This is a genomic window from Gemmatimonadota bacterium (assembly GCA_016714015.1).
Taxonomy (GTDB): Bacteria; Gemmatimonadota; Gemmatimonadetes; order Gemmatimonadales; family Gemmatimonadaceae; genus Pseudogemmatithrix.
Map to the genome: position 1 here is coordinate 231,926 of JADJNZ010000007.1, position 24,282 is coordinate 256,207.

General features: G+C 70.4%; 22 protein-coding genes. 18 read left to right on the top strand and 4 right to left on the bottom strand.

Annotated elements, in window-relative coordinates; all coding sequences use genetic code 11:
- The first annotated feature begins 14 nt into the window (after positions 1–14).
- On the top strand, positions 15–2,498 hold the full coding sequence (locus IPJ78_15425) for a response regulator (protein ID MBK7907933.1): 2,484 nt from the start codon (positions 15–17) through the stop codon (positions 2,496–2,498).
- A gap of 57 nt (positions 2,499–2,555) precedes the next feature.
- Positions 2,556–3,041 (top strand): hypothetical protein, encoded by a 486-nt coding sequence (locus IPJ78_15430; GenBank protein ID MBK7907934.1) that lies wholly within the window; start codon positions 2,556–2,558, stop codon positions 3,039–3,041.
- Between the two features lie 73 nt (positions 3,042–3,114).
- Here IPJ78_15430 and IPJ78_15435 read toward each other — a convergent pair whose 3' ends face one another.
- A complete protein-coding gene (locus IPJ78_15435; protein MBK7907935.1) occupies positions 3,115–3,306 on the bottom strand; it encodes a hypothetical protein in 192 nt (63 codons plus the stop codon).
- 227 nt (positions 3,307–3,533) lie between these two features.
- On the opposite strand from IPJ78_15435, the gene IPJ78_15440 reads away from it, so the two are divergent.
- Positions 3,534–3,875 (top strand): PqqD family protein, encoded by a 342-nt coding sequence (locus IPJ78_15440; protein MBK7907936.1) that lies wholly within the window; start codon positions 3,534–3,536, stop codon positions 3,873–3,875.
- A complete protein-coding gene (locus IPJ78_15445) occupies positions 3,872–4,684 on the top strand; it encodes a hypothetical protein (GenBank protein MBK7907937.1) in 813 nt (270 codons plus the stop codon). Before IPJ78_15440 ends, IPJ78_15445 begins: the two co-directional genes overlap by 4 nt.
- Here the strand turns inward: IPJ78_15445 and IPJ78_15450 are convergent.
- Genes IPJ78_15450 through IPJ78_15460 form a run of 3 tightly spaced genes read right to left on the bottom strand, consistent with a single transcriptional unit; the run spans position 4,665 to position 9,303 of the window.
- Positions 4,665–5,720 carry a 2-oxoacid:ferredoxin oxidoreductase subunit beta gene (locus tag IPJ78_15450; GenBank protein ID MBK7907938.1) on the bottom strand — a complete coding sequence of 352 codons (1,056 nt, stop codon included), beginning with the start codon at positions 5,718–5,720 and terminating at the stop codon, positions 4,665–4,667. The two genes, IPJ78_15445 and IPJ78_15450, sit on opposite strands and share 20 nt — an antisense overlap.
- A complete protein-coding gene (locus IPJ78_15455) occupies positions 5,717–7,525 on the bottom strand; it encodes a 2-oxoacid:acceptor oxidoreductase subunit alpha (GenBank protein ID MBK7907939.1) in 1,809 nt (602 codons plus the stop codon). The genes IPJ78_15450 and IPJ78_15455 overlap by 4 nt, the downstream gene beginning before the upstream one ends.
- Positions 7,522–9,303: an FAD-dependent oxidoreductase gene (locus IPJ78_15460; protein MBK7907940.1), complete on the bottom strand. Its 1,782-nt coding sequence runs from the start codon at positions 9,301–9,303 to the stop codon at positions 7,522–7,524. The genes IPJ78_15455 and IPJ78_15460 overlap by 4 nt, the downstream gene beginning before the upstream one ends.
- Positions 9,304–9,471: 168 nt before the next feature.
- Here IPJ78_15460 and IPJ78_15465 point away from each other — a divergent pair, with 168 nt between their 5' ends.
- The 14 genes from IPJ78_15465 to IPJ78_15530 all read left to right on the top strand — a co-directional run bounded on the left by IPJ78_15465 (position 9,472) and on the right by IPJ78_15530 (position 24,263).
- Complete coding sequence (locus IPJ78_15465; protein MBK7907941.1) at positions 9,472–9,888, top strand: Hpt domain-containing protein; 417 nt, start codon at positions 9,472–9,474, stop codon at positions 9,886–9,888.
- Positions 9,885–11,138, top strand: coding sequence for a PAS domain-containing protein (locus IPJ78_15470; protein MBK7907942.1), 1,254 nt, complete (start codon positions 9,885–9,887; stop codon positions 11,136–11,138). The genes IPJ78_15465 and IPJ78_15470 overlap by 4 nt, the downstream gene beginning before the upstream one ends.
- A gap of 85 nt (positions 11,139–11,223) precedes the next feature.
- On the top strand, positions 11,224–11,748 hold the full coding sequence (locus tag IPJ78_15475; protein MBK7907943.1) for a PAS domain-containing protein: 525 nt from the start codon (positions 11,224–11,226) through the stop codon (positions 11,746–11,748).
- Positions 11,736–12,983 carry a hypothetical protein gene (locus IPJ78_15480; GenBank protein MBK7907944.1) on the top strand — a complete coding sequence of 416 codons (1,248 nt, stop codon included), beginning with the start codon at positions 11,736–11,738 and terminating at the stop codon, positions 12,981–12,983. Before IPJ78_15475 ends, IPJ78_15480 begins: the two co-directional genes overlap by 13 nt.
- Positions 12,984–12,994: 11 nt before the next feature.
- A complete protein-coding gene (locus tag IPJ78_15485) occupies positions 12,995–14,680 on the top strand; it encodes a SpoIIE family protein phosphatase (protein MBK7907945.1) in 1,686 nt (561 codons plus the stop codon).
- A 21-nt stretch (positions 14,681–14,701) separates the two neighbouring features.
- Complete coding sequence (locus tag IPJ78_15490; GenBank protein MBK7907946.1) at positions 14,702–15,058, top strand: STAS domain-containing protein; 357 nt, start codon at positions 14,702–14,704, stop codon at positions 15,056–15,058.
- 99 nt (positions 15,059–15,157) lie between these two features.
- Positions 15,158–15,529 (top strand): response regulator, encoded by a 372-nt coding sequence (locus IPJ78_15495; GenBank protein MBK7907947.1) that lies wholly within the window; start codon positions 15,158–15,160, stop codon positions 15,527–15,529.
- Between the two features lie 6 nt (positions 15,530–15,535).
- On the top strand, positions 15,536–16,618 hold the full coding sequence (locus IPJ78_15500) for a chemotaxis response regulator protein-glutamate methylesterase (GenBank protein MBK7907948.1): 1,083 nt from the start codon (positions 15,536–15,538) through the stop codon (positions 16,616–16,618).
- 5 nt (positions 16,619–16,623) lie between these two features.
- Positions 16,624–17,457, top strand: a complete 834-nt coding sequence (locus IPJ78_15505) for a protein-glutamate O-methyltransferase CheR (protein MBK7907949.1) — start codon at positions 16,624–16,626, stop codon at positions 17,455–17,457.
- Positions 17,454–19,307, top strand: coding sequence for a hypothetical protein (locus IPJ78_15510; protein ID MBK7907950.1), 1,854 nt, complete (start codon positions 17,454–17,456; stop codon positions 19,305–19,307). Before IPJ78_15505 ends, IPJ78_15510 begins: the two co-directional genes overlap by 4 nt.
- Positions 19,308–19,413: 106 nt before the next feature.
- Positions 19,414–19,779, top strand: a complete 366-nt coding sequence (locus IPJ78_15515) for a response regulator (protein MBK7907951.1) — start codon at positions 19,414–19,416, stop codon at positions 19,777–19,779.
- Between the two features lie 18 nt (positions 19,780–19,797).
- Positions 19,798–22,068, top strand: coding sequence for a chemotaxis protein CheA (locus IPJ78_15520; protein MBK7907952.1), 2,271 nt, complete (start codon positions 19,798–19,800; stop codon positions 22,066–22,068).
- Positions 22,069–22,082: 14 nt separating this feature from the next.
- Complete coding sequence (locus IPJ78_15525; protein ID MBK7907953.1) at positions 22,083–22,523, top strand: chemotaxis protein CheW; 441 nt, start codon at positions 22,083–22,085, stop codon at positions 22,521–22,523.
- A gap of 9 nt (positions 22,524–22,532) precedes the next feature.
- Positions 22,533–24,263, top strand: a complete 1,731-nt coding sequence (locus tag IPJ78_15530; protein ID MBK7907954.1) for a PAS domain-containing methyl-accepting chemotaxis protein — start codon at positions 22,533–22,535, stop codon at positions 24,261–24,263.
- Positions 24,264–24,282: the final 19 nt, after the last annotated feature.

Sequence of the window (24,282 nt, forward strand, 5' to 3'; positions counted from 1 at the left end):
GAACTCCACCGCAAGTGAACGCACGCAGCGCGAACGTCGATGGGCAGCGGCACGAGGCATTCCTCGAAGCCCTGAACGAGACGATGCTCGACCTGCTCGACCGTCGGGAGCTCCCGGACCTGCTCCGGGCGCTCCTGTCGCGCATCGCGGCGTTGATGGATGCCCCCACGGTGGAGGTGCTGACCAAGGACGGTGACCTCCTCGAGATCCGTGCGAGCGTCGCCTCGATCCGCGCCGACCCCGGACGCCGCGTGCGACGTGACGAGGCCCCGATCAGCTGGCGCGCGGTCGAGTCACGCCAGCCGGTCGTCGTCTCCGACTACGCCGGTCATCCCGACGCGGTCCCGCGGCTCACCTCGCTGCTCGCGCTGCCGATCATCCGTCGCCAGGAGGTCATGGGGGTGATCGTCGTGGCGCGGACCGCGGGCGACCCGGGGTTCACCGATGTCGACGTGCGACACGGCGAGATGCTCGCCCGCCTGGTGGCGCTGGCGTTGCACAATGCCGCGACCCACTCCGACGCCGTCCGGGAGGCCGCCCAGCGCACGCTCGACCTCGAGCGCAGCGAGGAACGGCTCGCCTTCGCGCTCGACGCGACGAGCGGCGAGCTCTGGGACTGGGATATCACGAGCGGGGTCGTGCACGTGAGCCCAAAGCTCGCGGAGATGATCGGGCCCGAGCGCGACGAGACGGCGACCCGCTTCGACGCGTTCCTCGCGGCGGTCCATTCGGAGGACGTCGCGGGACTCCGCCAGTCGCTCGACGAGCATCTCGCGGGGCGGACGCCGGTCGCCCGGTGCCGCGTGCGGATGCGCCTCCCGGGCCGCGAACCGCGCTGGTTCCTTAGTCGTGGCAAGGTGGTCGCCCGCACGGTCGACGGCACGCCACTGCGCCTCGTGGGCACCATCGTGGACATCAGCGAGCGGATCGCGAGCGAGACCGCGAACGCCGAGGCACTCGGCACCCTGCGCGCGACCCTCGAGTCCACGGCCGACGGCATCCTCACCATCGCCGCGAACGGCGAGATCGCCTCGTTCAACCGGCCGTTCGGCGAGATGTGGCGGATTCCCGACGAAGTCCTCGAGAGCCGCATCGACCAGCGGGCGCTGGCGTACGTGCTCGAACAGCTCCTCGACCCCGCGGCCTTCCTCGACAAGGTCCAGTACCTCTACGGGCATCCGCTCGAGGAGAGCTTCGACGTCCTGCACTTCAAGGACGGGCGCACGTTCGAGCGATACTCGCGCCCCATGATGATCGGGGACCGGCCGTCCGGGCGCGTCTGGTCGTTCCGCGACGTCACCGCGCGCCGGCAGGCAGAGGAGCGGAAGGCCGCGCTCGAGATGCAGCTCCAAGCCGCCCTCAAGCTCGAGTCGGTGGGCCGGCTCGCCGGCGGCGTGGCCCACGACTTCAACAACATGCTCGGCGTCATCATCGGGCACGCGGAGATGGCGCGCGACCGGGCGACCGAGTCCGGTGACGCGCCGATGCTCGAGCACCTGGCGCAAGTGCATGCCGCGGCGACGCGTTCGAGCGAACTCACGCGGCAACTGCTCGCGTTCGCGCGCAAGCAACTCGTCGCGCCGCAGGCGCTCGACCCGAACGCCCGCGTGGGGGCGATCGTCTCGATGCTGCGGCGTGCGGTCGGGGAGCGGATCGCGATGCGGTTCGAGGCGGGGAATGAGATCTGGCCGGTGCTGATGGACCCTTCGCAGCTCGACCAGGTGCTCACGAACCTGTGCCTCAATGCCCGCGATGCCATTCGGGGGGATGGCCGGATCACCCTGCGGACCGCCAACTGCGTGATCGACGACGCGTTCTGCGCCGCGCACGCGATGGCGGCACCGGGCGAGTTTGTGCGCATCTCGGTGGAGGACACGGGCGCGGGGATGGACGCGGAGACGCTGGCACACGTCTTCGAGCCGTTCTTCACGACGAAACCCCAAGGCGAGGGAACGGGGCTCGGCCTCGCGACCGTCTACGGTGCCGTCACGCAGAACCATGGCTTCGTCGTGGTCCAGTCGGCGCCTGGCGACGGGGCGACGTTCTCGTTCTACCTCCCGCGACTGGTCGGGACGGTCGCGGAGGCGGCGCCTGCGGACAAAGTGCCAGACGCGGTGCCGGGCGGGTCGGAGACGCTGCTGCTCGTGGAGGACGAACCCGCGATCCGTACCGTCATCGCGCGGGCACTCAAGCGGCGCGGGTACTCGGTACTCGTGGCCGCGGGACCGACGGAGGCGCTCGATATCGCGGCGGCGTACGGAGGCGCGATCAACCTCCTACTCACGGACGTGATCATGCCGACGATGAGCGGTAAGGAACTCGCCCAGGCGCTGCTCGCGGCGCGCCCGACGACGCGAGTGGTCTACATGTCGGGCTACACCGCGGACATCATCGGTCACGACGGCGTCTTGGGCGGGGAACTGCGATTCCTCGCCAAGCCCTTCACCCTGGATGAGCTGGCGCTCACGGTGCGGTCGGCGCTCGACGCGTCGGGCTGAGCGCGCCGGCGGTCACCGACGAGTGCCGCCGAGCGCCCGGCGGTGCGATATTGGTCCATGGCCAATCCCTCCCTGTATCGCGCGCTGCCGTCGGCGAAGCGCGTGGCGCTCCTGACGCGCCTCATCACTGAACGCAAGGATGCGCGGGCTGTATACATCGCGCGGATGGCGAAGCGGGGCGGCTTCCGGCCCGTGACCCTCATGCAGTGGCCGGCGGCCAAGCTCGCGCAGGAGGTCGTCCGGATGAACGCGCAGTCCGCGGACGACGAAGTGGACCTGTTGCAGGCGCTCTATGTGGACCTGGAACCGGCGATCCAAGCGGACTTCCTGCGCGTGGCGGGTGTGAAGGCCGAAGGGGCAGTGATCGACGAGTCGCTCGAGGCGCCCTACTGCGACGCGGAATCGGTGGCGAAGGCCGCGGCGGCCATCCAGGCGACCCACGGGGAGGATGCGGTGCACTACCTTCGGGTGATCGCCCGGTACAACCCGGCAGGGTGGCCGGGCCTCGACACGGTATTAGCGGGGACCTCGGTCGGGGAGTGAGGTCGTCGCCGGAAGCACAGAGGGCGGGGACCCGGTCAGGTCCCCGCCCTCGTTGCGTGCACGGTCCGCCGCCTTAGGCGTCGGTACCCGGATCGTAGCCGCCGCCACCCGTCTGGCCGCCGCTGGACGACGTCTGCGCCATGGTCGTCTTCGGGATGCCGAGCGCGAACACGACCGGCACCACCCATCCCGCCTTCACCAGCGCACGACGGCTGAGATCAGCCTTCGGCGTTGAGAGCTTGTCCGCCACATTCTCCATGTCCATCACGATCCTCCCAAGGTGAGCTATCGGCCGTCCCGCGCGGTCAGGTACTGCACTGCAAGTGTGGTGCCGAAATGCCACAGTGCGCAACCCCTTTCAGGACAACGTTCGGGGCGATGGCCGACTGGCGCATCGTTGCACCGCCACGACACTCCGCGCCACAGCCGGGACGCGGTCGTCCCCCTATATTCTCCCGCGCGAGCGAACCTCTTCCCACCGCATCCCCGGCCATGGCCCTGCCTGATCCACCGCCCAAGAACCTGCCGGGATCGGCGCTCCCCGAGCGGCGCTTCGTCGTGGAGGCGACGGCGCGGGTCCGACAGGCGCCGCAGGTCCAGGAGTTCCCGCTTGGCGAGGAGGAGATGATGCTCTTCCTGCAGGGGCGCGAAGCACTCCACACGCTGAATACGACCGCATGGGCGGTCTGGGACCTCTGCGACGGTCAGCGCACCATTGCCGAGATCGCTCAGGAACTGAGCGGCATCACTGGACACCCGGTGGAGGTGGTCCTCGCCGACGTGCGGACCACCGTCGAGCGCTTGGGCGCCCTGTCCCTGCTGGATCTCGCGTGACGCCGCGGGCGCCGATCGATATCGCGTTCGGTCGGTCGAGACTGCGGATCACGGCGGGCGCGCCGGACGTGCACGCTGTGCTCTGGCGCGACCATCGGCATCTCCTGGCCCCCTCCGGTGTGCTGCCGCCGGTGGAGCTGACCCTCGAGGCGACCGGCGCTGGCTTTCACTGCACGGACTCGCTCGGCGAGCGCGCCGAGCGACCGGACGCTCGTTCGGCGATCCGGTGGGCGCGCTATCGAGTGCTCGAGCTGGTGGTGGCCGAGCACCCGGAACTGCTGTGGCTGCACGGCGGGGCCGTCGGGGTCGGAGCGGCGGCGGTGCTGGTGATCGGGCGCCGAGGCCGGGGGAAGAGCACGCTCGTGACGTCGCTGTGCGCGACCGGGGCGAGCTACTTCAGCGACGACATCCTGCCCATCGATCCCGCGACCCGCATGGTCCTCCCGTTCCCGCGGGCGGCGGAAGTACGGCGCGACCCCGGCGAGGAGATGCCGCCGGAGTGGCTGCTCGAGGTGGAGAAGGACGAGGTCGACGTCGACGATCGCGTGGCACCCGGTCCGCTCCCGGTGCGGGCGGTTCTCCTGCCGCGCGCGGGCCGGGACGGCGGCGTCTCGCTCACGCCCTGCTCCGCCGCGGAGGCGGTGATGGCAATCGGTGAAGGGTGCTGGAACTTCGCGGAGCATGGGGCCCGGGCGGCCGCAACCATCGGGGCCCTGGCGTCCCAAGTCCCCGTGGTGCGGATCGCCTTCGATGACGGGGCGCGCGCCGCGGACGCGGCGCGCGCGTGGCTCAGCGGTACCGGTCCATGAGCTTGCCGAGCGCGTCCTTGCCCGGGCACAGGGCCTCGAACGGCAGGTCGACGAGGGGCGTGGGGACCGTCTTGAGGTAGTCGTGCATGTCACGCCCGTTCTCATCGACGAAGAGCAACCCCGTCGCGATCTCGTGGCGGGCCTGGCAGGCGCGCACGTGGGCGTACGCGGACTCCCGGTTGGTCGGGTCGTAGTCGGTGGCGGTGGAGCGCAGGCGGACGCGCGCGCCGTCGTGCATCTCGACCACGCGCACCTCCTCGCCGGTCTCGGGGACGGTGATCTCGCGCTTGAGCGGGATGAAGTCCGCGTGCACCGCCTCGACCTCGTGCTCTCGCGTGTACGCGTAGCTCTTGGTGGAGCCCTCGTGGTCGTTGAAGCTGACGCAGGGGGAGATGACGTCGACGAGGGCGAGGCCCTTGTGGGCGATCGCGGCCTTGAGGATGGGCACGAGCTGTTGCTTGTCGCCCGAGAAGGAACGGGCGACGAAGGTGCAGCCCAGCGTGAGGGCGAGGAGGACGGGGTCGATGGGGGCCTGCTCGTTGGCCTCGCCCTTCTTGCTCGTGCTGCCGATGTCGGCGGAGGCGGAGAACTGGCCCTTGGTGAGGCCGTAGACGCCGTTGTTCTCGATGACGTACAGCATGTTCACGTTGCGACGGATCGCATGCGAGAGCTGCCCGAGGCCGATCGAGAGGGAGTCGCCGTCGCCGGAGATCCCGATGTAGGTGAGGCCCTTGTTGGCGGCGGCGGCTCCGGAGGTGACCGACGGCATGCGGCCGTGCACGGAGTTGAATCCGTGCGACTGCTTCATGAAGTAGGCGGTGGTCTTGGACGAGCAGCCGATGCCGCTCATCTTGGCGGCGCGGTGCGGCTCGATCTCGAGCTCCCAGGCGGCCTGGACGAGCGCGGCGGTGACCGAGTCGTGGCCACAGCCGGCGCAGAGGGTGCTCATGGCGCCCTCGTAGTCGCGCAGCGTGAGACCGCGGCCGTTGGTGCGCGCGGTCGGGTGCTTGACCGGCGGCTTGGCGATGGACGTCATGCGGGCACCTCGGCGAGATGGGTCTTCACGGCGTTCACGACGGTGGCAGCGGTGAGGGGCATGCCGCTGTAGTCGAGGATGGGCGTCATCGCGTCGCGGGCGACGCCGAGCTCGATCTGGACGAGGCTGCGGAGCTGCGCGTCGCGGTTCTGCTCGATGACGAACGTGTGCTCGTGGCGTCCGAGGAACTTCCGGACCTCCTCGCTGAACGGGAAGCCGCGGATGCGCATGTAGTCGGTGTGGATGCCCTCGGCGCGGAGGATGTCCGCGGCCTCGTGCACCGCGGCCTCGCAGCCGCCGATGGTGACGAGGCCGACCTCGGCGCCCGGCTGGTGCGAGATGATCGGGGCGGGGACGTGCTCGGCCGCACCCTCGAACTTCCGCTTGAGGCGGTCGACGAGTTCCTGGTAGGCGTCGGAGTCCTCGGTGTACTGGCCGTGCTTGTCGTGGCCAGACCCGCGGACGAAGTAGGCGCCCTTGCCGCCGACGCCGGGGAGGGTGCGCGCCGCGATACCGTCGCCGTCGACGTCGAGATAGCGCGAGAAGCGCTGGATCTTCTCGAGGTCCGCCGCGTCGAGCACCTTGCCGCGGTCGGGGCGATACGAGTCGTCCCACTCGAAGCGCTTGACCATCCAGTCGTTCATGCCGATGTCGAGGTCGCTCGCGACGAAGACCGGCGTCTGGAAGCGTTCGGCGAGGTCGAAGGCCTGCACGGTCATCTCGAAGCACTCCCGCGGGTCGGCGGGGAAGACGATGAGATGCTTGGTGTCACCGTGCGAAGCGTACGCGAGCGAGAGCAGGTCCGCTTGCTGCGTGCGCGTCGGCATGCCGGTCGCGGGGCCGCAGCGTTGCACGTCGATGAAAACGGCGGGGATGTCGGTGTAGTACGCGAGCCCGATGAACTCCTGCATCAGCGAGATGCCGGGGCCGGAGGTGTTGGTGAAGGCGCGCGCGCCGGCCCACCCGGCCCCGATGATGATACCCGCGGCCGCGAGCTCGTCCTCGGCCTGCAGGATCGCATACTTGTGGAGGCCCGTCTCCTTGTCCACGCGGTACTTCTCGCAGAAGCCCTTGAACTGCTCCATCAGGGCGGTCGCCGGCGTGATGGGATACCAAGCGCCGACGGTCGCGCCGGCGTAGACCGCGCCAAGTGCGGCGGCGGTGTTGCCATCGATGAGGATGCTGTCCCCGGTCCGGTCCATCGGTTCGAGATGGAACGGCAGGGGGCACTGGAAGTGCGCCATCGCGTAGTCGTAGCCGAGCTTGAACGCCGTGTGGTTCGCGGCGAGGAGCTTCGGCTTCTTGCCGAACTTCTCCGTGAGCATCGCCTCGATGACCGCCGTGTCGATCTTGAGGAGCGCGGCAAGCGCCCCGGCGTAGGCGATGTTGCGCAGCAAGGTGCGGTCGCGGTCCTTCTCGAAGGTCTCGACGCACATCCTCCCGAAGGGGATGCCGAGGATCGTGATCCCCTCCCGGACGAGATCGGGGTCCATCGGCCAGGTGGAGTCGTAGACGAGGTAGCCGCCGGGGCGGACGGTCTTCACGTCCTTCGCATAGGTCGCGGGGTTGAGCGCGACGACGAGGTCCACCTCGCTCGGCCGGGCGGTGTAGCCGTCCTTGCTCACCCGGATCTCGTACCAGGTGGGGAGGCCCTGGATGTTGGAGGGGAAGATGTTCTTCCCCGTGACGGGGATCCCCATGCGGAAGATCGCCTGCATGAGGAGCCCGTTGGCGCTGGCGGAGCCGGTGCCGTTGACGGTGCCCATCTTGAAGGCGAAATCGTTGATGCCGCTCTTGCCGCTCATCGGGTCACCATCCCGGCGTACGCCTGCTTGAGGTCGAAGGTGCGCATGTCCCACGCGGCGGTCGGACAGCGTTCGGCGCAGAGGCCGCAGTGGAGGCAGACGTCCTCGTCCTTCACCATGATCCGCTTGGTCTGGGGCAGGGCGTCGGAGAGGAAGATCGCCTGCTTGGTGTTGAGGGCGGGGGCGGAGAGTCGCGTCCGGAGCGACGTCTCGGAGTCCCCGTTGGTGGTGATGGTGAGGCAGCTCGTCGGGCAGACGTCAACGCAGGCGTCGCACTCGATGCAGAGCGGGGCGTCGAAGTGGGTCTGGATGTCGCAATTCAGGCAGCGCGCGACTTCGAGCGCAGCCTGCGCCGGCGTGTAGCCGAGCTCCACCTCGACGTTGAGGTCGGTGAAGCGCTTGGCGAGGTCCTCATGGGGCATCTTCGCGCGCTTCGTCGTGTCGTAATCGTTGTCGTACGCCCACGATTGCATGCCCATCTTGGCGGAGACGAGCGTCATGCCGACCGGCGGGCGCTCCGTGACCGGGATGCCCTGGCAGTGATGGTGGATGGAGATCGCGGCGGCGTGCCCGTGCGCGACCGCCCAGATGATGTTCTCCGGCCCCCAAGCGGCATCGCCACCGAAGAAGACGCCGGGGCGCGTGCTCTGGTGCGTCTCCTTGTCGACGATCGGCATGTCCCACTTCGGGTCGAACTCGAGGCCGATGTCGCGCTCGATCCAGGGGAAGGCGTTGTCCTGTCCGATGGCGAGGATCACGTCGTCGCAGGGGACGACCACAGTGCCGGTGACCGTCGAGACCTGCTTGCCGGTCGCATCGGTGCTCCAGGCGAGCTGCTCGAACTCCATCCCGACGAGTTTGCCCTGCTCGAGCACGAAGCGCTTGGGGGCGTGGTTCTCGACGATCGCCACCTGTTCCTCCTCGGCGTCCTCGAGTTCCCACGGGGAGGCCTTGAAGTGCTTGCGGCCGCGGCGGGCCATCACCTTGACGTCCGTGGCGCCGACGCGCTTGGCGGTGCGGCAGCAATCCATGGCGGTATTGCCGACGCCGATGATGAGGACCCGCTGGCCGATCCGCTCGACGTGGCCGAAGTGGACGTTCGCGAGCCACTCGATGCCGATGTGGACGTTCTCTTTCGCATCCCAGCGGCCGGGCAGGTCGAGTTCCTTGCCCTTCGGCGCGCCGGTCCCGACGAAGACGGCGTCGTAGCCCTCGGCGAGGAGCCCCTTGAGGGAGTCGACCGTGGTGCCGTAGCGCATCGTCGCGCCCATGCGGATCACGTAGTCGCACTCCTCGTCGAGCACCTGCGCGGGGAGGCGGAATGACGGGATGTTGATCCGCATCAGGCCGCCCGGCGTCGCGTTCTTCTCGAAGATCGTGACGTCGTAGCCGAGCGGGAGGAGATCGTTGGCGACGGCGAGCGAGGCCGGGCCGGCGCCGACGAGCGCGACGCGCTTCCCGTTCTTCGCGCCGCCCTTGGGGAGCCGGTCGGTGATGTCGCCGCGATTGTCGGCCGCGACGCGCTTCATCCGGCAGATCGCGACGGGCTTCTCCTCGACTCGGCCGCGCCGGCAGGCGGGCTCGCAGGGGCGGTCGCAGACGCGCCCGAGGATGCCGGGAAAGATGTTCGACTCCCGGTTCAGGAGGTACGAGTCGTCGTAGCGGCCCTGGGCGATGAGGCGAAGGTAACCGGGGACGTTCGTGTGGGCCGGGCAAGCCCACTGGCAGTCCACGACCCTGTGGTAGTACTGCGGGTTCCTGACGTCTGTCGAAGCCATGATCCGGGGGGTCCTCGAAATGGGCTTGGCAAGGTTCGCTCAGGCGACGGCGGGGGGCAAGGTGTGGAATCTCCGGCGCTACGTGGGGGGATGCCGGACAGGAGTTCGACATGAGGCGAGTGTCAAGTCGCCGCGGGCACGCCCGATACTCGGGGGAAATGAGCTCCGGTGAGGCCGGAACCCCTGTTCCACGCACGCCCGGAGGCGGCGGTGTCGTATGGTCCCGATGGTCCCGCGATCGATGAGGCGGCGCTGGTGGCGCTCGCCGAGATCATCGGCGTGAAGGCGCTCGACTCGGTGGTGACCGTGATGCTGGACTCTACTCCCGCGCTCTGCGCGTCGATGGCGCGAGCGCACGCCGCAGGGGACGCGGCGGCGCTCCGCACGGCGGCGCACCAGTTGAAGGGCTCCGCCGCGAACCTCGGCGCGCGACACCTTCCCACCGTCTGCGCCGAACTGGAGCAGGTGGCGGGCGCGGGGGATCTCGTGGCGGCCGCCCCGCTCGTCGCGGAGGCCCAGCGGGAGTACGGTCGCGTGCACGCCGCGCTCGCCGCCGCCACCCTGGGCGCATTCGCGGCCCGATGACGACGACGCTTCGCGAACCGCTCGCGACCGGCCCTTCCTTCCCGATGGAATTGCTCGCGCGATGCACGGCGTCGAGCGCGGCCGCGTGGGCGGACCATCTGGCCGAATCGAACCTCATCGTCGACGCCGAAGGACTCGTGCTGTGGGCGAACGCCCGGGCGTGCGACCGTCTTGGCGTGGAGAGCGGTCGACGGCTGACGGTGCGCGACTGCGATCGCCTCGCGCCACTCGACCTCTCGGGAGCGCGCGAGGAGGGGAAACGCTTCCATGCGCTGCTGACGGGGCGCTCGCCGAGCGGTGCCCCCTTCATGCGCGGCGTGCTCGACAGCACCGGGGTCCGTTCCTGGCTGCGTCTCCATGTCACGCCGCTCGAGGCGGACGACGCGACGGCGCACTGGAGCGGCATCTCGTTCACGAACGTCTCGAGCGTGGTGGAGTCGACGGCGGGGCATCGCGAGGCGCAGCTGCGCGCCGACGCGATCCTCGACGCACTGGTGGAGGGGATCGTGCTGGTGGACGCGGACGACGTGATCCGCTATGTGAACCCCGCGACGCTGCGGATGCTCGGCTACGCGGATGACGCCGAGATCATCGGGCGACGGCGAACCGAGTTGCCGGTTCGCCGGTTCCATGCGGACGGTCGCGAAGCGGCGCCGCCGACGCTGACGAGCTGGGCCGGCGAGTCGATGCCGACGCGGGAGCGGCTCCGCTACATCGGCTTCCCGCGCGGGGAACTCTGGCTCGATACGCAGGTGTCGCGCCTCTCGCTCGGGGATCCCGACGGGAAGGCGAGCGGCGCCGTCGTCTCGTTCGTGAATGTCTCGGAGGCGGTGCGCGCCGAGGCACAGTGCCGGGCCGTCGTGCACGCGTCGCCCTTGGGCATCGTGCTCGTGGATCGCGAGGGGCACATCGCGATGGCCAACGCCGCGGCGCAGCGCTTGCTCGGGCTGCGCCGCGAGGGCCCGGAGGCTCCATTCGCACGCGACGCGACCTGGGCCCGGATCCGCCTCGATGGCTCCCTCATGCCGCGGGAGGACGAGCCCATCGCGCAGTCGCTGGCGACCGGCCGTACCGTGGAGGGCGAGGTGCAAGGGCTTCGGCGCCCGGACGGCACGACGCACTGGCTGCGCGTCTCGGCGGCGCCGATGCACGGGATCGACGGTCGGCTCGAGGGCGTGGTCGCCCATTTCGCCGACTGCACGTCCGAGATCAGTGGGACATTCGGCGGCGGAGTGTCAGGGCAAGCCTGATGAAGCGTGGCATCCCCTGTCCGATACTCGGAAGGGAGATTCGCGGTGACCCGGAACGGCCGGGTCCCTTCACGCCGAGGGTACCATGACCGTGGAGACGGTCGCGCCGACGGGACGGGCGGTCACGTTCCCGCTGGACGACATCATCGTGAGCAAGACGGACCTGAAGGGGCGCATCACGTATGCGAACCGGGTCTTCATCGAAGTGTCGGGCTACACCGAGGAGGAGCTCCTCGGGGCGCCGCACAACATCATCCGGCATCCGGACATGCCTGGCTGCGTCTTCGCGTTCCTCTGGGACACGATCGCGGCGGGGCATGAGGTGTTCGCCTACGTGGTGAACATGGCGCGCACCGGCGACCACTACTGGGTGCACGCGCATGTGACGCCGACGTTCGACGGGAACGGGCGCATCATCGGGTACCACTCCAATCGGCGGGTGCCGCGTCCCGAGGCGATCGCGAAGGTGGAGCCGCTGTACGCCGCACTCCGTGCCGAGGAGGCGAAGTACCCGGTCCGCCGCGACGCGGTGGCCGCGGGGATGGCGCTGCTGGGGTCGACGCTGGAGGGGATGGGACTCACCTACGAGGAGTTCGTATGGCGACTCTGACCGCACGTCGGCCCCGTCGCGCGCCGGTGGCGTACGATCGGGTGGCGCAGTTGGAGGCGCAGGTCGCCTCGCTGACGGCCGACCTCGCCGCGCGGGACGAGAGCATCCGCCGCGCGAGCGCCGTCTTCAAAGCCGCCGCCGATGGTGACCTCGAGCAGCGGGTGCTCCACATCCGCGAGACCGGCGCGATGGGCGAGATGCTGAACGACCTTAACCACCTCCTCGACATGACCGACGCCTTCGTGCGCGAGGCGGGGGCGACCCTGGATCATGCCTCGGAGGAGAAGTTCTATCGGCAGGTGGTGACGCGCGGCATGCGCGGCACCTTCCGTGACGGCGCGGAGCGACTGAATGCCGCGACGGGCCGGGCGGCGAAGGCGGCGGAGCAGCGCGCGGTGCGGGTGGCCGCCTCGCAGGAGTTCGAGCGCTCGATCGGCGGCGTGGTGGAGCGGCTCCGTGGAACGAGCGGGAACGCGCAGCGGACGGCCTCGGGACTGACGGAGACGGCGACGGGCACGCGGCACGAGGCTGACGTGGCCTCGGACGCCGCGCGGTTGGTCTCGTCGAGCGTCGACACCGTGGCGGCCGCGACCGAGGAGATGTCGGCGTCGGCGCGCGAGATCGAGTCGCAGGCGATGGTGTCGCAGGGCGTCGCGCAGCAGGCGATCGCGGCGGCCGAGGAGACGCGCGAGGTGATGCAGACGCTCGCGGATGCGTCGGGCGGGATCAATCGCGTCGTCGCGCTCATCAACGAGGTCGCGGGGCAGACGCGCCTGGTCGCGCTCAACGCGACGATCGAGGCGGCGCATGCGGGAGCGGCGGGGAAGGGGTTCGCGGTGGTCGCGAACGAGGTGAAGGGGCTCGCGACCCGGACGGCGAGTGCGACCGAGGAGATCTCGGAACGGGTCGCCTCGATCCAGCTCGCGAGCGAGCGTGCCGTCGATTCCACGGCCCGGATCGCGCAGTCGGTCTCGGCGATGCACGAGGTCGCCACGTCGGTGCGGCAGGCGGTCGCCGAGCAGCGGATGGCGATCCAGGAGATCTCGCGCTCGATGCAGGACGCCTCGCAGGGGACGCGGCAGGTGTCGTCGGCGATCGATGCGACGGCGGGACGCGCGGTGGAGACGCGCGAGGCGGCGAACGCGATGGTGGCGTCCGCCGACGACCTCGCGCGGGCGACCGAGGCGCTCACGGCCCAGATCGACACCTTCCTCGCGACCGTGCGCCAGGGTTGACGCGCACGCCCATGGCGACGCCGCTCCTCCCCCCGCGAGTGGTCGCCCCGCTCGGGCTCGAGCTGCCGGCGGCGTCCTCGCTCGCGCAGGCGCTGCGCGCGGATCGCGTCCCGGACGCGCGGCGCCCCGATGCGGCTCGTGCGCGTCGCGTCCTCGTGGTGGACGATGACCCCAGCACGCGCGCGCTGCTCGGCGCGCTGGTGCGGCAGCACGGCGCGGAGCCAGTGACCGCCGAGTCCGCGCGCGCGGCGCGCCGTTTCGTCGACGCCGACGGGGCGAACGCGTACGACGCGGTGCTGACCGACCAGCAGATGCCGGAGGAGAGCGGGCTCGAGCTGATGGCGTGGATCCAGCGCGCGGATCCGACCCTCGCCGTGGTCGTGGTGACGGCCTCGCCGGAACGCGAGACAGTGGCGGCCTCATTGCGCGGTGGCGCGGCCGGACTCATCGACAAGCCGATCGTGCCGGCGGAGGTCTGGCGGGCGCTCGACGCCGCGGTGGATCGCACGCGACACGACCGCGCGCACCGCAGCACCACGCGGGTGATGCGCGAGGTCGGGCGGCTGCAGCGGCTGGTGCTACGCTCCGGCGCGCAGGTCGATCCGCGCCTCACCGTGCGGTCGTATCCCTGCCATCAGGCGGGCGGGGACTTCATCACGAGCGTCCCGCTGGAGACGGGCGGGCTCCTGCTCGTGGTGGCCGACGTGGCCGGACATGACGTCGCCTCCGCCTACACGGCGGCCTACTTCCAGGGCCTGATGCGCGGCATGCAGGAGTCGGGGCGGCCGATCGTGGACGTGATGCGCCGATTCAACCGCGTGCTGCTCGAGGAGTGGAGCGGGGAGGCGAGCCGGCTCGGTGCGCTCGAGGTGACGACCTCCGTCGCAGTGTGCGCCATCGCGCTCGACGTGAGCGGGGAGTTCGCGCAGGTCACGAACGCCGGGGCGCCAGCCCCGTGCCATGTGAACTCCCGCGGCGAGATCCGGCAGCTTGAACGCGGACGCAGTCATCCGCTCGGCTGGTTCGAGGACTCACTCCCGGAGTCGACGGACCACGAACTCTCGTCCGGCTCGGCGCTTCTGGCGTGGACGGACGGGCTCGAGGACCTCGCGGACCGGCTGGGAGTGCCCTCCGAGGCGGTGGCGACCGCGCTGCTCGTCGAGGGAGACGCCGCGCAGGCGGTGCTGGCCGGCGGGCTCCGCGACGACGTCCTCCTGGCGCATCTCGCGCTCGGGCAGCCGGGGAGCCGCAGTTGGGGCGATCCGCCGGTGATGCGACGGTGGCTCCCGATCCTCGCGGAGCGGTACAACGGCGCATCGCACGACGCCGTCGATTCCGCTCAGGCGCGCTGGGAGGCCGCGATCCGTTGCGTCGCCCCGGGCGTCGCTTCGGCACGCCTCGCGGACATCCTTACGGCGGTCCGCGAAGGGATGCTCAACGCACTCAAGCATGGCTGCGAGGGAGCCGCCGACCGTGAGGCGGACCTGCAGATGTCGCTCTTGGCAGCGGACCGGGTGATCCGGGTGCGGATCGAGGACCCGGGGCCGGGCCACGACTTCAATGTCGGGCGGCACGCAGAAGAGGCCGGCGACGAGCTCGTCGACCTGCATCGCGGCCTCGAACTGATCCACCTGCTGTCCACCACTGTTCGGGTCGAGCGCCACGGCGCCCGGCTGCGTCTCGATTTCCGATACTGATCCCTCGTCCGCGACCGTGCCATGACCGCCTCCTTCCCCTCCGCTCCGGCTTCCCCGACGACCGCGTACGCGGGCGCGTCCGCGACGATCACGCTACCCGGCGACCTCACGAGTTCCACCGTCGGCGATGCCCGGGTCGCGCTCACGGCAGGGTGCGAGCGACTCGAGGCGCCTGGCTCGACGCTACGCCTGCTGCAGATCGACCTCCGGCGGGCGCAGATGGTCGACTCGGTGGGGCTGAACCTGCTCGTCGGGACGATCAAACGGGTGCGCGCGATCGGCGGGCGGACTGAGCTCCTCGTCCGCGCGACGAACGTCGAGCGGATCCTCATGTTCACGCGCTTGCACCAGATCGCGCAGGTGGTGCGCGATGCGTGATGTCACGATGAAGCCCGCCACCGGGGACCCGATACTCCTGCGTGGGAAGCGCGGCGCGCGCGTCGCGGCGTCCCGCCAACTTCCGAGGACGCAGTCACCATGAAGGCACTCATCATCGACGACTCCCGTGCCATGCGCCGTATGCTGACCGCCTTCGTGTCGAAGAACGTCAAGTGCGAAGCGGTCGAGGCCGAGGACGGGATCTTCGCCCTCGAGGCCCTCGAACGGCACGCCCCATTCGATTTCGCGCTGGTGGACTGGGACATGCCTCGCATGTCCGGCCTCGACTTCGTGCGTGCGGTGCGCGCCGATGCGCGCTGGGACGACCTCAAACTCATGATGGTGACCGCGCGCAACGAGGGCGAGGACGTCGTCTCGGCGCTCGAGGTCGGCGCGAACGACTTTCTGATGAAGCCGCTCTCCGAGGCGATGGTCGTGGAGAAGCTGCGCATCCTCGGGATCGTGGAGTAACCGGCGATGCCGATCCGCGCCCTCGTCGTCGATGACGCCGTCGTGATGCGGCGGATGATCGGCGCGGCGCTCGCGACCGATGCCGACATCGAGGTCGTGGGCGTCGCCGCGCACGGGCGGATCGCGCTGCAGTTGGTGTCGCAGCTGGCCCCGGACGTGATCACGCTCGACGTCGAGATGCCCGAGCTCGACGGGGTGAGCACCGTGCGCGAACTGCGCCGCTCCGGATGCCGCACACCGGTGATCATGTGCAGCGCGCTCACCACCACCGGGGCCGAGGCGACGCTCGATGCGCTCGCGGCGGGCGCGAACGACTGGATCGCGAAGCCCACGCAGAGCGGCTCCATGGCGGAGGGGGTCGCGCGTCTTGCGGCGGAGCTCCTGCCGCGCATCCGCGTGCTGGTCCGCTCCGGCGCCCCGGCGCGGGAGCCCTCCTCGGCGCCCACACCCCTCGTGCGGCCGCGGGTCGCGTCAGCGCGGGTCGCGCCGACGGTGGCGCCCGGCCTCCTCGTCATCGCGACCTCAACCGGCGGACCGAACGCGCTCGCCGATCTCTTCCAAGCGATTCCGCGTCCGCTGCCCATCCCGGTGATGATCGTGCAGCACATGCCGCCCGTCTTCACCAAGTCCCTCGCGGACCGACTCGGCCGCGACTCGGCGCATCGCTTCCATGAGGCCGAGGCGGGGCAGGTGCTCCGCGCGGGCGAGGTGTACATCGCACCCGGTGGCCGCCATATGGAGGTCGAGCGCGTGGGGGCTCAGATGCAGGTGGCGCTCCACGACGGGCCGCCCGAGAACAGCTGCCGTCCGGCGGCCGACGTGCTGCTCCGCAGTGCGGCGCGCACGATGGGGCCGCAACTCCTCGCGTGCGTGCTCACCGGCATGGGACATGACGGGCTGCGCGGTTGCGAGCAGGTGCGCGCCTCCGGCGGCCAGGTGCTCGCACAGGATGAGCGCACGAGCGTCGTCTGGGGGATGCCCGGCGCAGTCGTGAACGCGGGGCTCGCGCACGAGGTCCTGGCCCTCGGCGACCTCGCCGGGGCGATCGCCCGGCGGGCTTCGCCGCTCCCGCTCTCCGCGACAGGGTGAGGACCATGGGCATCTCGAGCGCGAGCTTCAACTACGTGAGTGACTTCGCACGCCGCCAGGCGGCGATCGTGATCGACCCGGGGAAGGAGTACCTGGTGGAGACGCGATTGGCCGGCCTCGCGCGTGACCATGCCGAAGGATCGCTGGAGCGATTCGTGGACCTGTTGCGTGGCGAACCCGCGGCGAGCGCCTTGCGCGCGCGCGCGCTCGACGCGCTCACGACCAACGAGACCTCGTTCTTCCGCGACTTCCATCCGTACGAGGTGCTGCGGAAGCGCATCCTGCCGGACCTGATCGCCGCCAAGGGCGATGGGGCGCGGCTGTCGATCTGGTCCGCCGCCTGCTCCGCCGGGCAGGAGCCGGTGAGCCTGGCACTCCTGCTGCGCGAGCACTTCCCGGCGCTGGCGGACGGGCGCGCGTCGATCCTCGCGACCGACCTGAGCGGGTCGGTCCTCGATCAGGCGCGGGCGGGGAAGTACACGCAGTTCGAGGTGAACCGTGGCCTGCCGGCGATCCTCCTCGCGAAGCACTTCAAGAAGCACGAGGACCGCTGGCAGGTGAGCGAGTCGATCCGCGCGATGATCGAATACCGCCAGCGGAACCTCATCGAGCCGCTGCCTTCCCAGGAGCGGCACGACCTCGTGATGCTGCGCAACGTGTTGATCTACTTCGACGTCCCCACCAAGCAGCGGATCCTCTCGGCGATCCGGGAGCGGATGGCGCCGGGCGGCATCCTCGTGCTCGGTACCGCGGAGACGACCCTGCATCTCGATCCGGCCTGGGAGATCGTACGGGCGGAGAACAGCACGGTCTTCCGGCTCAAGGCGGAGGCACGATGACCGCCATCGGCGATCCGCACGCCCTCTCGACGCTGGCGCAGGCGCTCCACGAGCAGTCCGACCGGCTGGAGGCGGCCTCGTCGCGCCTCGAACAGGTCTTCCTGTCGACCGCGGACGACATCATGACCATCACCGGCTCCGGGCGCGACCTGATCGCCCGGAGCCATGACCTCGTGGAGATGGCGGTGGGGCATCGGGGGGGCGCCGTCGTCACCGAGGCGACCGCGGTGCTTCGCGAGCCGATCGCGTTCCTCACCGACGGGGTCGCGCGCATGCGGCGGGTCATCGAGCTGCTGTCCGGTCAGCATGAGCGCCTGCGGAAGGCGTTGCGCGCCGAGCGCGACCTGCGCACGGTCATGGCGCCCATGACGTACGTGCGGACACTGCTCTGCATCGAAGGGGCGCGCCTCGACGGCACGGAGGCGCAGAAGCTCGGCGACCTCGCGCGCGACATCGAATCGATGCAACTGCGGTTGGAGGAGGTCTTCGACCAGCAGTTCCGGGATCTGCAGTCCACGGAGACCTCGTTCGGCGAACTGCTCGCGCGGCTGCGCACGCAGTCGGCGGCGCATGAGACCGAGGCCGCGGCCCGGCACGAGGAGATCGAGGGCGCCCTCTCGCGCATGGAACAGGGCACCTCGGAGAGCGAGCGCGGCGAGTCGCAGCTGGCGCAGATCAGCCGCGAGGTCGGCGCCGAGGTCTCGCGCGTGGTGCTGGCGCTCCAGTTCCAGGACATCGTGAGCCAGAAGCTCGCGCACGTGCGCGCGACGGTGGCGGAGATGCAGCGCCCGCTCGTCGGCCTCGTCGACGGGGCGCTGCGCTCGGGCGAGGATCTCCGCTTCGTGGAACAGGCGGGCCGGATCGTGCTCGGGCAACTCGAGGCCGCCGAGGTGGAACTCGGCAGCGCCGACGAGACCGTGGCGGATGGGCTCCGCGTGATCGTCGCGCGCGTGAGGGCGTTGGATGAGGCCGCGCTCTCGATGTACGACGTGGATTCGGTGACGGCGGGCGTGGACGGCTTCGTGCAAGTGATGCTCGAGGCGATCCAGCAGATCGCCGCCCTCCTCGAGAGCGGCACGCGGCTCGCGGCGGAAGCGCATGTGGTCGTGGCGCCCATCCATGTCACGGCAGGCGCCGTCGCCCAGCGCATCGGGTCGCTCGCGAGCGGCATGCACCTCGTCGGCCTCAATGCCGAGGTCCAGACGGCGCACATCCAGTCCGCCGGCGGACTCGAGGTCCTCTCGGCGCGCCTGAGCGAGATCTCGCGGGAGACCGGCGCGCTCTCGGCCGAGGTCGCGAAGGACATCGACGGCATCGTGCGGACCATCGGCGAGGCCGAGGGCCTGTTGCGTCAACTGCGGACGCACGGCGCGCGGCACGCCACCGAGGTGCGCCAGTCAGCGACGAGTGTGAGTGGGCGCCTGCATGAGTACCGCGACGGCACGCTCACGAGCGTGGTCGGGCTCGGTGAGGTGGCCGCGCGGCTGCACGAGCAGGTGGGGCCGCTGATGTCGCGCCCGCCCTGGCGCGCGCTCTTCATCGAGGAGATGGAGGGCCTGCGTGGCGCCGTCGCCGCCGTGGTCGAGCGGATGTCCGCCGCGGCCGAGGAGCAGGGCGTCCCGGCGGATGCGGCAAGCGCACGCGTGGCGGCCGTGGCCGGACGGTACACGATGGCCTCGGAGCGGCGCGTGCACGACGCGCGGCTGAAGGGAGAGGCCGCGCACCTCCGGCGCTCCGTCCGTGGCGGCAGCGTCGATCTCTTCGCGGACGACGATCCGCCCGATGCAGGGGAACCCCCGACGGACCTGTCGTCCTCAGGCCCCGCCGCCGGCGACGTCGAGCTCTTCTGATGCGCCGGTCCGATCCGCATCAAGCCGGCCACGGAGCCGGTCGATACTCGGAACAAGATGCTGTCGTGTCGCGGGTCGAGCGACGGCCGAATCCACGGAGTGCATGATGGGCGCGACGATCATGACGGTCGACGATGCAGCCACGATCCGGAAGATGGTCTCCTGGACGCTCAAGGGCGCGGGCCACGAGGTCATCGAGGCCGCGGACGGCGCCGAGGCGCTCACGGCGATCCGCGGGCGCAAAGTGGACATGGTGATCAGCGACATCAACATGCCGAACATGGATGGCATCGAGCTCACGCGCCAACTGCGTGGGCGCCCGGAGACCGCGCGCATCCCGGTGATCCTGCTGACGACCGAATCGGACGCCGAGAAGAAGGCGGCGGGCAAGGCGGCTGGGGCGACGGGGTGGATGGTGAAGCCCTTCAGTCAAGATGCGCTGCTCGCGGTCGTCGCGAAGGTGATCCCATGAGCCACCGCCGAGCCTGCCATGGATGAGGAACTCCAGCGACAGCTGATCGAGGACTTCGTCGTCCAGAGCACCGAGGAGCTCGCGGCCTTCGACCGCGAGCTGCTCGCGCTCGAGACGCGCGACTCCAGCGAGGAGACGCTGCGCACGATCTTCCGCGTCATCCATACGATCAAGGGCACGGCGGGGTGCATCGGTCTCGGGCGCGTCGAGCGGCTGGCGCACATGGCGGAGAACGTGCTCTCGCGCGTGCAGCGCGGGACCCTCGACCCGTCGTCGGACGTGATCAGCACACTGCTCCGCACGAGTGACCGCCTCAACCAGATGGTGCGCGACGTGGAGCGCACCGGCAAGGACGACGGCTTCGAGGTCGACGACCTGGTGCGGGAGTTGGAGGCGGTGCAGGCGGGGAAGTCCGCCGCGGAAACGAAGCCCGTCGAGGCGGCCTTCGGGCTCTTCGTCGATGATGACCAGGCATTCGGGATCTTCGCCGATGAGGACGCCACGCCGGTGCCCGCCGTGGCCGCGCCGCCTGTCGCCCCGACGGCCGCGCCCGGCGCCCCGAGCGCGGCGGTCGCCGCATCCGGCGCTCCGGCGCCCTCCGGTGGTCGCCCATCCGTCGCGGACAACGTGGTCCGCGTCGATGTCGCGCAGCTCGACGCCCTCATGAATCTCGTCGGAGAACTGGTGCTGACGCGCAACCAGATCCTCGCCTCGAGCGGACTCACGGAGCACGGGGCGCTCGGGACCGCGGCGCAGCGGCTCAACGTGATCACGAGCGAACTGCAGGAACGCGTGATGAAGACGCGCATGCAGCCCATCGGGAACGTCTGGGCGAAGTTCCCGCGGACGGTGCGCGATCTCGCTGCCGACCTGGGCAAGCGGGTGCGGCTGGTGATGGACGGCCAGGCCACGGAGCTCGACCGCACCATCCTCGATGCCATCCGCGATCCGCTCACCCACCTGGTGCGCAACTCCATCGACCACGGGCTCGAGACCCCGAGCGTGCGTCGCGCGGCCGGCAAGCCCGACGAGGGGCTCGTCGCCCTGCGCGCGTACCACGAGGGCGGTCAGGTGGTGATCGAGATCATGGACGACGGTCGCGGGATCGACGTGGAGCGTGTGAAGGCGAAGGCGGTGCAGAACGGCGTCCTCGATGCCGAGCGTGCTGCGCGCCTGAGCGCTCGCGAGGCGATGCAGCTGATCTTCCTCCCGGGGTTCTCGACCGCCGAGCAGGTCACCAACGTCTCCGGCCGCGGCGTCGGGATGGACGTGGTGCGCTCCAACATCGAGCGGACCGGCGGCTCGATCGAACTGCAGTCCGACATGGGGCAGGGCACGACCATTCGCCTACGCATCCCGCTCACGCTCGCGATCATCCCGGCCCTCATCGTCTCGAGCGCCGGGGAGCGCTTCGCCATCCCGCAGATGAGCCTCGTGGAACTGGTCCGCCTCGAGCGCGGCACCAGCGCGCAGACGGTCGAGCTGCTCGCCGGGCGCCCCGTCTACCGGCTGCGCGGCCGCCTGTTGCCGCTCGTATCCCTCGCGACGCTGCTCGGTCTCGCGCCGGACGACCCGACGGCGCTCGCGTCGGAGGAGATCGCGAACATCGTCGTCCTCCAGAGCGACGGGCAGGAGTTCGGACTGGTCGTCGAGGCGATCAACGACACCGAGGAGATCGTGGTCAAGCCGCTCGGCAAGCGGCTCAAGCAGGTCGCCGTCTACGCCGGCGCGACGATCATGGGCGACGGGCGCGTGGCGCTCATCCTCGACGCGAGCGGCCTCGCGCACCACGCGGCGATTGCGGTGCCGAGCAAGGACCGTCGCGGCGTGCACGTGGACGAGGGCGAGACCGCCGCGCAGGCGCGACGTGACGAGATGCTCCTCTGCCGCGCGGCTGGGGACCGCCGCATCGCGATCCCGCTCGACCTCATCACGCGGCTGGAGGAGATCGACCCGTCGCGGCTCGAACGGGCCGGCGGCCGGCGCGTGTTGCAGTATCGCGGCCACCTGCTCCCCGTCGTCGAGGTGGCCGAGGGGATAGGCGGACGTCCGCGCGACCGGGCCAGCGACGAGACCGTCCGGATCATCGTGGTCGAGGTCGACGGGGTCGAGGTCGGACTCGTCGTCGACCGGATCGACGACATCGTGCAGGACGCGATCGAGGTCCGCTGCGGCGCGACCGCGACCGGCCTGCTCGGCTCCGCCGTCATCGGCGGGCAGGTGACCGACCTGCTCGATGTGCCCGCACTCGTGCGCGGGCAACGGCTCGCCGTCGCCCACGCCGCCTGACTCGGAGCCCTGCCATGCATGACACCATGCTGCTCTGCACCTTCCGCGTCGCGACGCTCGAGTTCGGCGTGGAGGTCATGAAGGTCCAGGAGGTCCTGCGCGCCCAGTCGATGACCGTCGTGCCGTTGGCGCCCGATGCGATCTCCGGTCTCGTGAACCTCCGCGGGCAGATCGTGACCGCGATCGACATGCGCCGCCGCCTCGGGCTCGCCGACCGTGATCCGGCCGAGGCGGCGATGAACGTCATCGTCCGCACCGACGATGGCGCCGTGAGCCTGCTCGTGGACGACATCGGGGACGTGATCGAGGCCGATCCCGAGGCGACGGAACCGGTCCCGGCGACCGTTGCGCCCGCATTGCGTGCGCTCATCTCCGGCGTACAGCGCACCGCCCACTCGTTGCTGCTCGTGCTCGACCCTGAAGCCGCCGCGGACCTCTCCGCGGTGCCCACCTGAGGAGGGACCATGTCCGATTCCGCCAAGGGTCCCTCGGACCCGTCCACCCGTCGTCGCCGACCCACCGATCGTCCCACCACCGCCAAGGACCGCCTGAGCATGCCTCCCACCGTCGGTAGCTATCCCTCGCGCCGCGCGCCACGCGCCGCCCGTCCGGCGGCGGCCGCGCGCGAGGCGCACGTCGCCTCGGGGTACCTCGAGGCGCTCCAGCGCGCGCAGGCGGTGATCTCTTACGACGCCGATGGGCGCGTCACCGCGGTGAGCGAGCCGTACCTTCGCCTCGTCGCGCATCGCGAGGAGGCCGTGATCGGCCAGCAGCACCGGCTGTTCGTGTCGGTCGAGCACGCGGCATCCGCCGCGTACGCCGCGCTCTGGTCGGCGCTCCGCGCGGGCGAGCCGCAGTCGGGCGAGTATCCGCGCGTCGCAGAGGACGGCCGCACGCTCTGGCTCCAGTCCACCTACACGCCCATCCGTGACGCGCACGGCGTTGTCTCCGCGGTCATCGAGGTCGCGGCGGACGTGACGGCCCGACGCCAGGCCGCGGCGCACGGCGAGCAGATGCGGCAGATGCTGGAACAGGCGCCGATCAATGTCATGTTCTCGGACCTCTCGCACACCATCACCTACATGAACGAGGCCTCGCGCCGCACGTTGCGGAGGATCGAGCACAGCCTTCCGGTGAAGGTCGATCGCATCGTCGGACAGTCGGTCGACATCTTCCACAAGAACCCGGGCCACCAGCGGCGCCTGCTGAGCGATCCGTCGCTGATGCCGCGCCGCGCCGTGATCACCGTCGGGGACGACAAGCTCGACCTGCTCGCCACCGCGATCAACGGTCCGGACGGCACGATGGTCGGCGTGATGGTGACCTGGGACCTCATCACCGAGCGACTGCGCATCGAGGCGCGGGAGAAGGAGCTGGCGGAGAGCCTCCGCCGCACCATGGCCGCGGTCTCCGGCAACGCGCAGGCGCTGGCCGCCGCCTCGGAGGAGCTCTCGGCGACCTCTCAGCAGATGAGCACCAGCTCGGACGAGACGAGCTCGCAGGCGGGCGTCGTCGCGGCGGCGGCCGAGGAGGTCACGATGAACGTCGCGACCGTCGCCACGAGCGCCGAGGAGATGAGTGCGACGGTACGCGAGGTCGCGCGCTCGGCCACCGATGCCGCGCGCGTCGCGGCGACGGCGGTGCGCGTCGCCGGCGAGACGAACGAGCGGATGGGCAAGCTCGGCGCGAGCTCGCACGAGATCGGCAAGGTGATCAAGGTCATCACGAGCATCGCGCAGCAGACCAACCTGCTCGCGCTGAACGCGACGATCGAGGCGGCACGTGCCGGCGAGGCCGGCCGCGGGTTCGCCGTGGTCGCCAACGAGGTGAAGGAACTGGCCAAGCAGACCGCTGCCGCGACGGAGGACATCAGCCACAAGATCGAGGCCATCCAGTCCGACACGCGGGGGTCGATCGCGGCGATCGAGGAGATCGGCCGGATCATCGGCGAGATCAGCGACATCCAGAACACGATCGCGAGCGCGGTGGAGGAGCAGGCGGCCACGACGAGCGAGATCGCGCGCAACGCGGCCGAGGCGGCGCGGGGCAGCGAGGAGATCTCGCGCAACATCACGAGCGTCTCGACGGCCGCGTCGGACACGGCGGAGGGTGCGTCGGGGACGCTGATGGCCTCGCAGGAGCTCGCGCGGCTCGCGTCGGAACTCTCGGCGGTGGTGCAGTCCGCCGAGGGCTGAAGGCCCGGTCGGGGAGCGG

What these genes read in the sequence shown, in the direction of transcription:
- IPJ78_15430 (MBK7907934.1), top strand. Translation starts at nt 2,556, where the DNA reads ATGGCCAATCCCTCCCTGTATCGCGCGCTGCCGTCGGCGAAGCGCGTG.
- IPJ78_15435 (MBK7907935.1), bottom strand. Translation starts at nt 3,306, where the DNA reads ATGGACATGGAGAATGTGGCGGACAAGCTCTCAACGCCGAAGGCTGAT.
- IPJ78_15440 (MBK7907936.1), top strand. Translation starts at nt 3,534, where the DNA reads ATGGCCCTGCCTGATCCACCGCCCAAGAACCTGCCGGGATCGGCGCTC.
- IPJ78_15450 (MBK7907938.1), bottom strand. Translation starts at nt 5,720, where the DNA reads ATGACGTCCATCGCCAAGCCGCCGGTCAAGCACCCGACCGCGCGCACC.
- IPJ78_15455 (MBK7907939.1), bottom strand. Translation starts at nt 7,525, where the DNA reads ATGAGCGGCAAGAGCGGCATCAACGATTTCGCCTTCAAGATGGGCACC.
- IPJ78_15460 (MBK7907940.1), bottom strand. Translation starts at nt 9,303, where the DNA reads ATGGCTTCGACAGACGTCAGGAACCCGCAGTACTACCACAGGGTCGTG.
- IPJ78_15470 (MBK7907942.1), top strand. Translation starts at nt 9,885, where the DNA reads ATGACGACGACGCTTCGCGAACCGCTCGCGACCGGCCCTTCCTTCCCG.
- IPJ78_15475 (MBK7907943.1), top strand. Translation starts at nt 11,224, where the DNA reads ATGACCGTGGAGACGGTCGCGCCGACGGGACGGGCGGTCACGTTCCCG.
- IPJ78_15480 (MBK7907944.1), top strand. Translation starts at nt 11,736, where the DNA reads ATGGCGACTCTGACCGCACGTCGGCCCCGTCGCGCGCCGGTGGCGTAC.
- IPJ78_15485 (MBK7907945.1), top strand. Translation starts at nt 12,995, where the DNA reads ATGGCGACGCCGCTCCTCCCCCCGCGAGTGGTCGCCCCGCTCGGGCTC.
- IPJ78_15490 (MBK7907946.1), top strand. Translation starts at nt 14,702, where the DNA reads ATGACCGCCTCCTTCCCCTCCGCTCCGGCTTCCCCGACGACCGCGTAC.
- IPJ78_15495 (MBK7907947.1), top strand. Translation starts at nt 15,158, where the DNA reads ATGAAGGCACTCATCATCGACGACTCCCGTGCCATGCGCCGTATGCTG.
- IPJ78_15500 (MBK7907948.1), top strand. Translation starts at nt 15,536, where the DNA reads ATGCCGATCCGCGCCCTCGTCGTCGATGACGCCGTCGTGATGCGGCGG.
- IPJ78_15505 (MBK7907949.1), top strand. Translation starts at nt 16,624, where the DNA reads ATGGGCATCTCGAGCGCGAGCTTCAACTACGTGAGTGACTTCGCACGC.
- IPJ78_15510 (MBK7907950.1), top strand. Translation starts at nt 17,454, where the DNA reads ATGACCGCCATCGGCGATCCGCACGCCCTCTCGACGCTGGCGCAGGCG.
- IPJ78_15515 (MBK7907951.1), top strand. Translation starts at nt 19,414, where the DNA reads ATGGGCGCGACGATCATGACGGTCGACGATGCAGCCACGATCCGGAAG.
- IPJ78_15520 (MBK7907952.1), top strand. Translation starts at nt 19,798, where the DNA reads ATGGATGAGGAACTCCAGCGACAGCTGATCGAGGACTTCGTCGTCCAG.
- IPJ78_15525 (MBK7907953.1), top strand. Translation starts at nt 22,083, where the DNA reads ATGCATGACACCATGCTGCTCTGCACCTTCCGCGTCGCGACGCTCGAG.
- IPJ78_15530 (MBK7907954.1), top strand. Translation starts at nt 22,533, where the DNA reads ATGTCCGATTCCGCCAAGGGTCCCTCGGACCCGTCCACCCGTCGTCGC.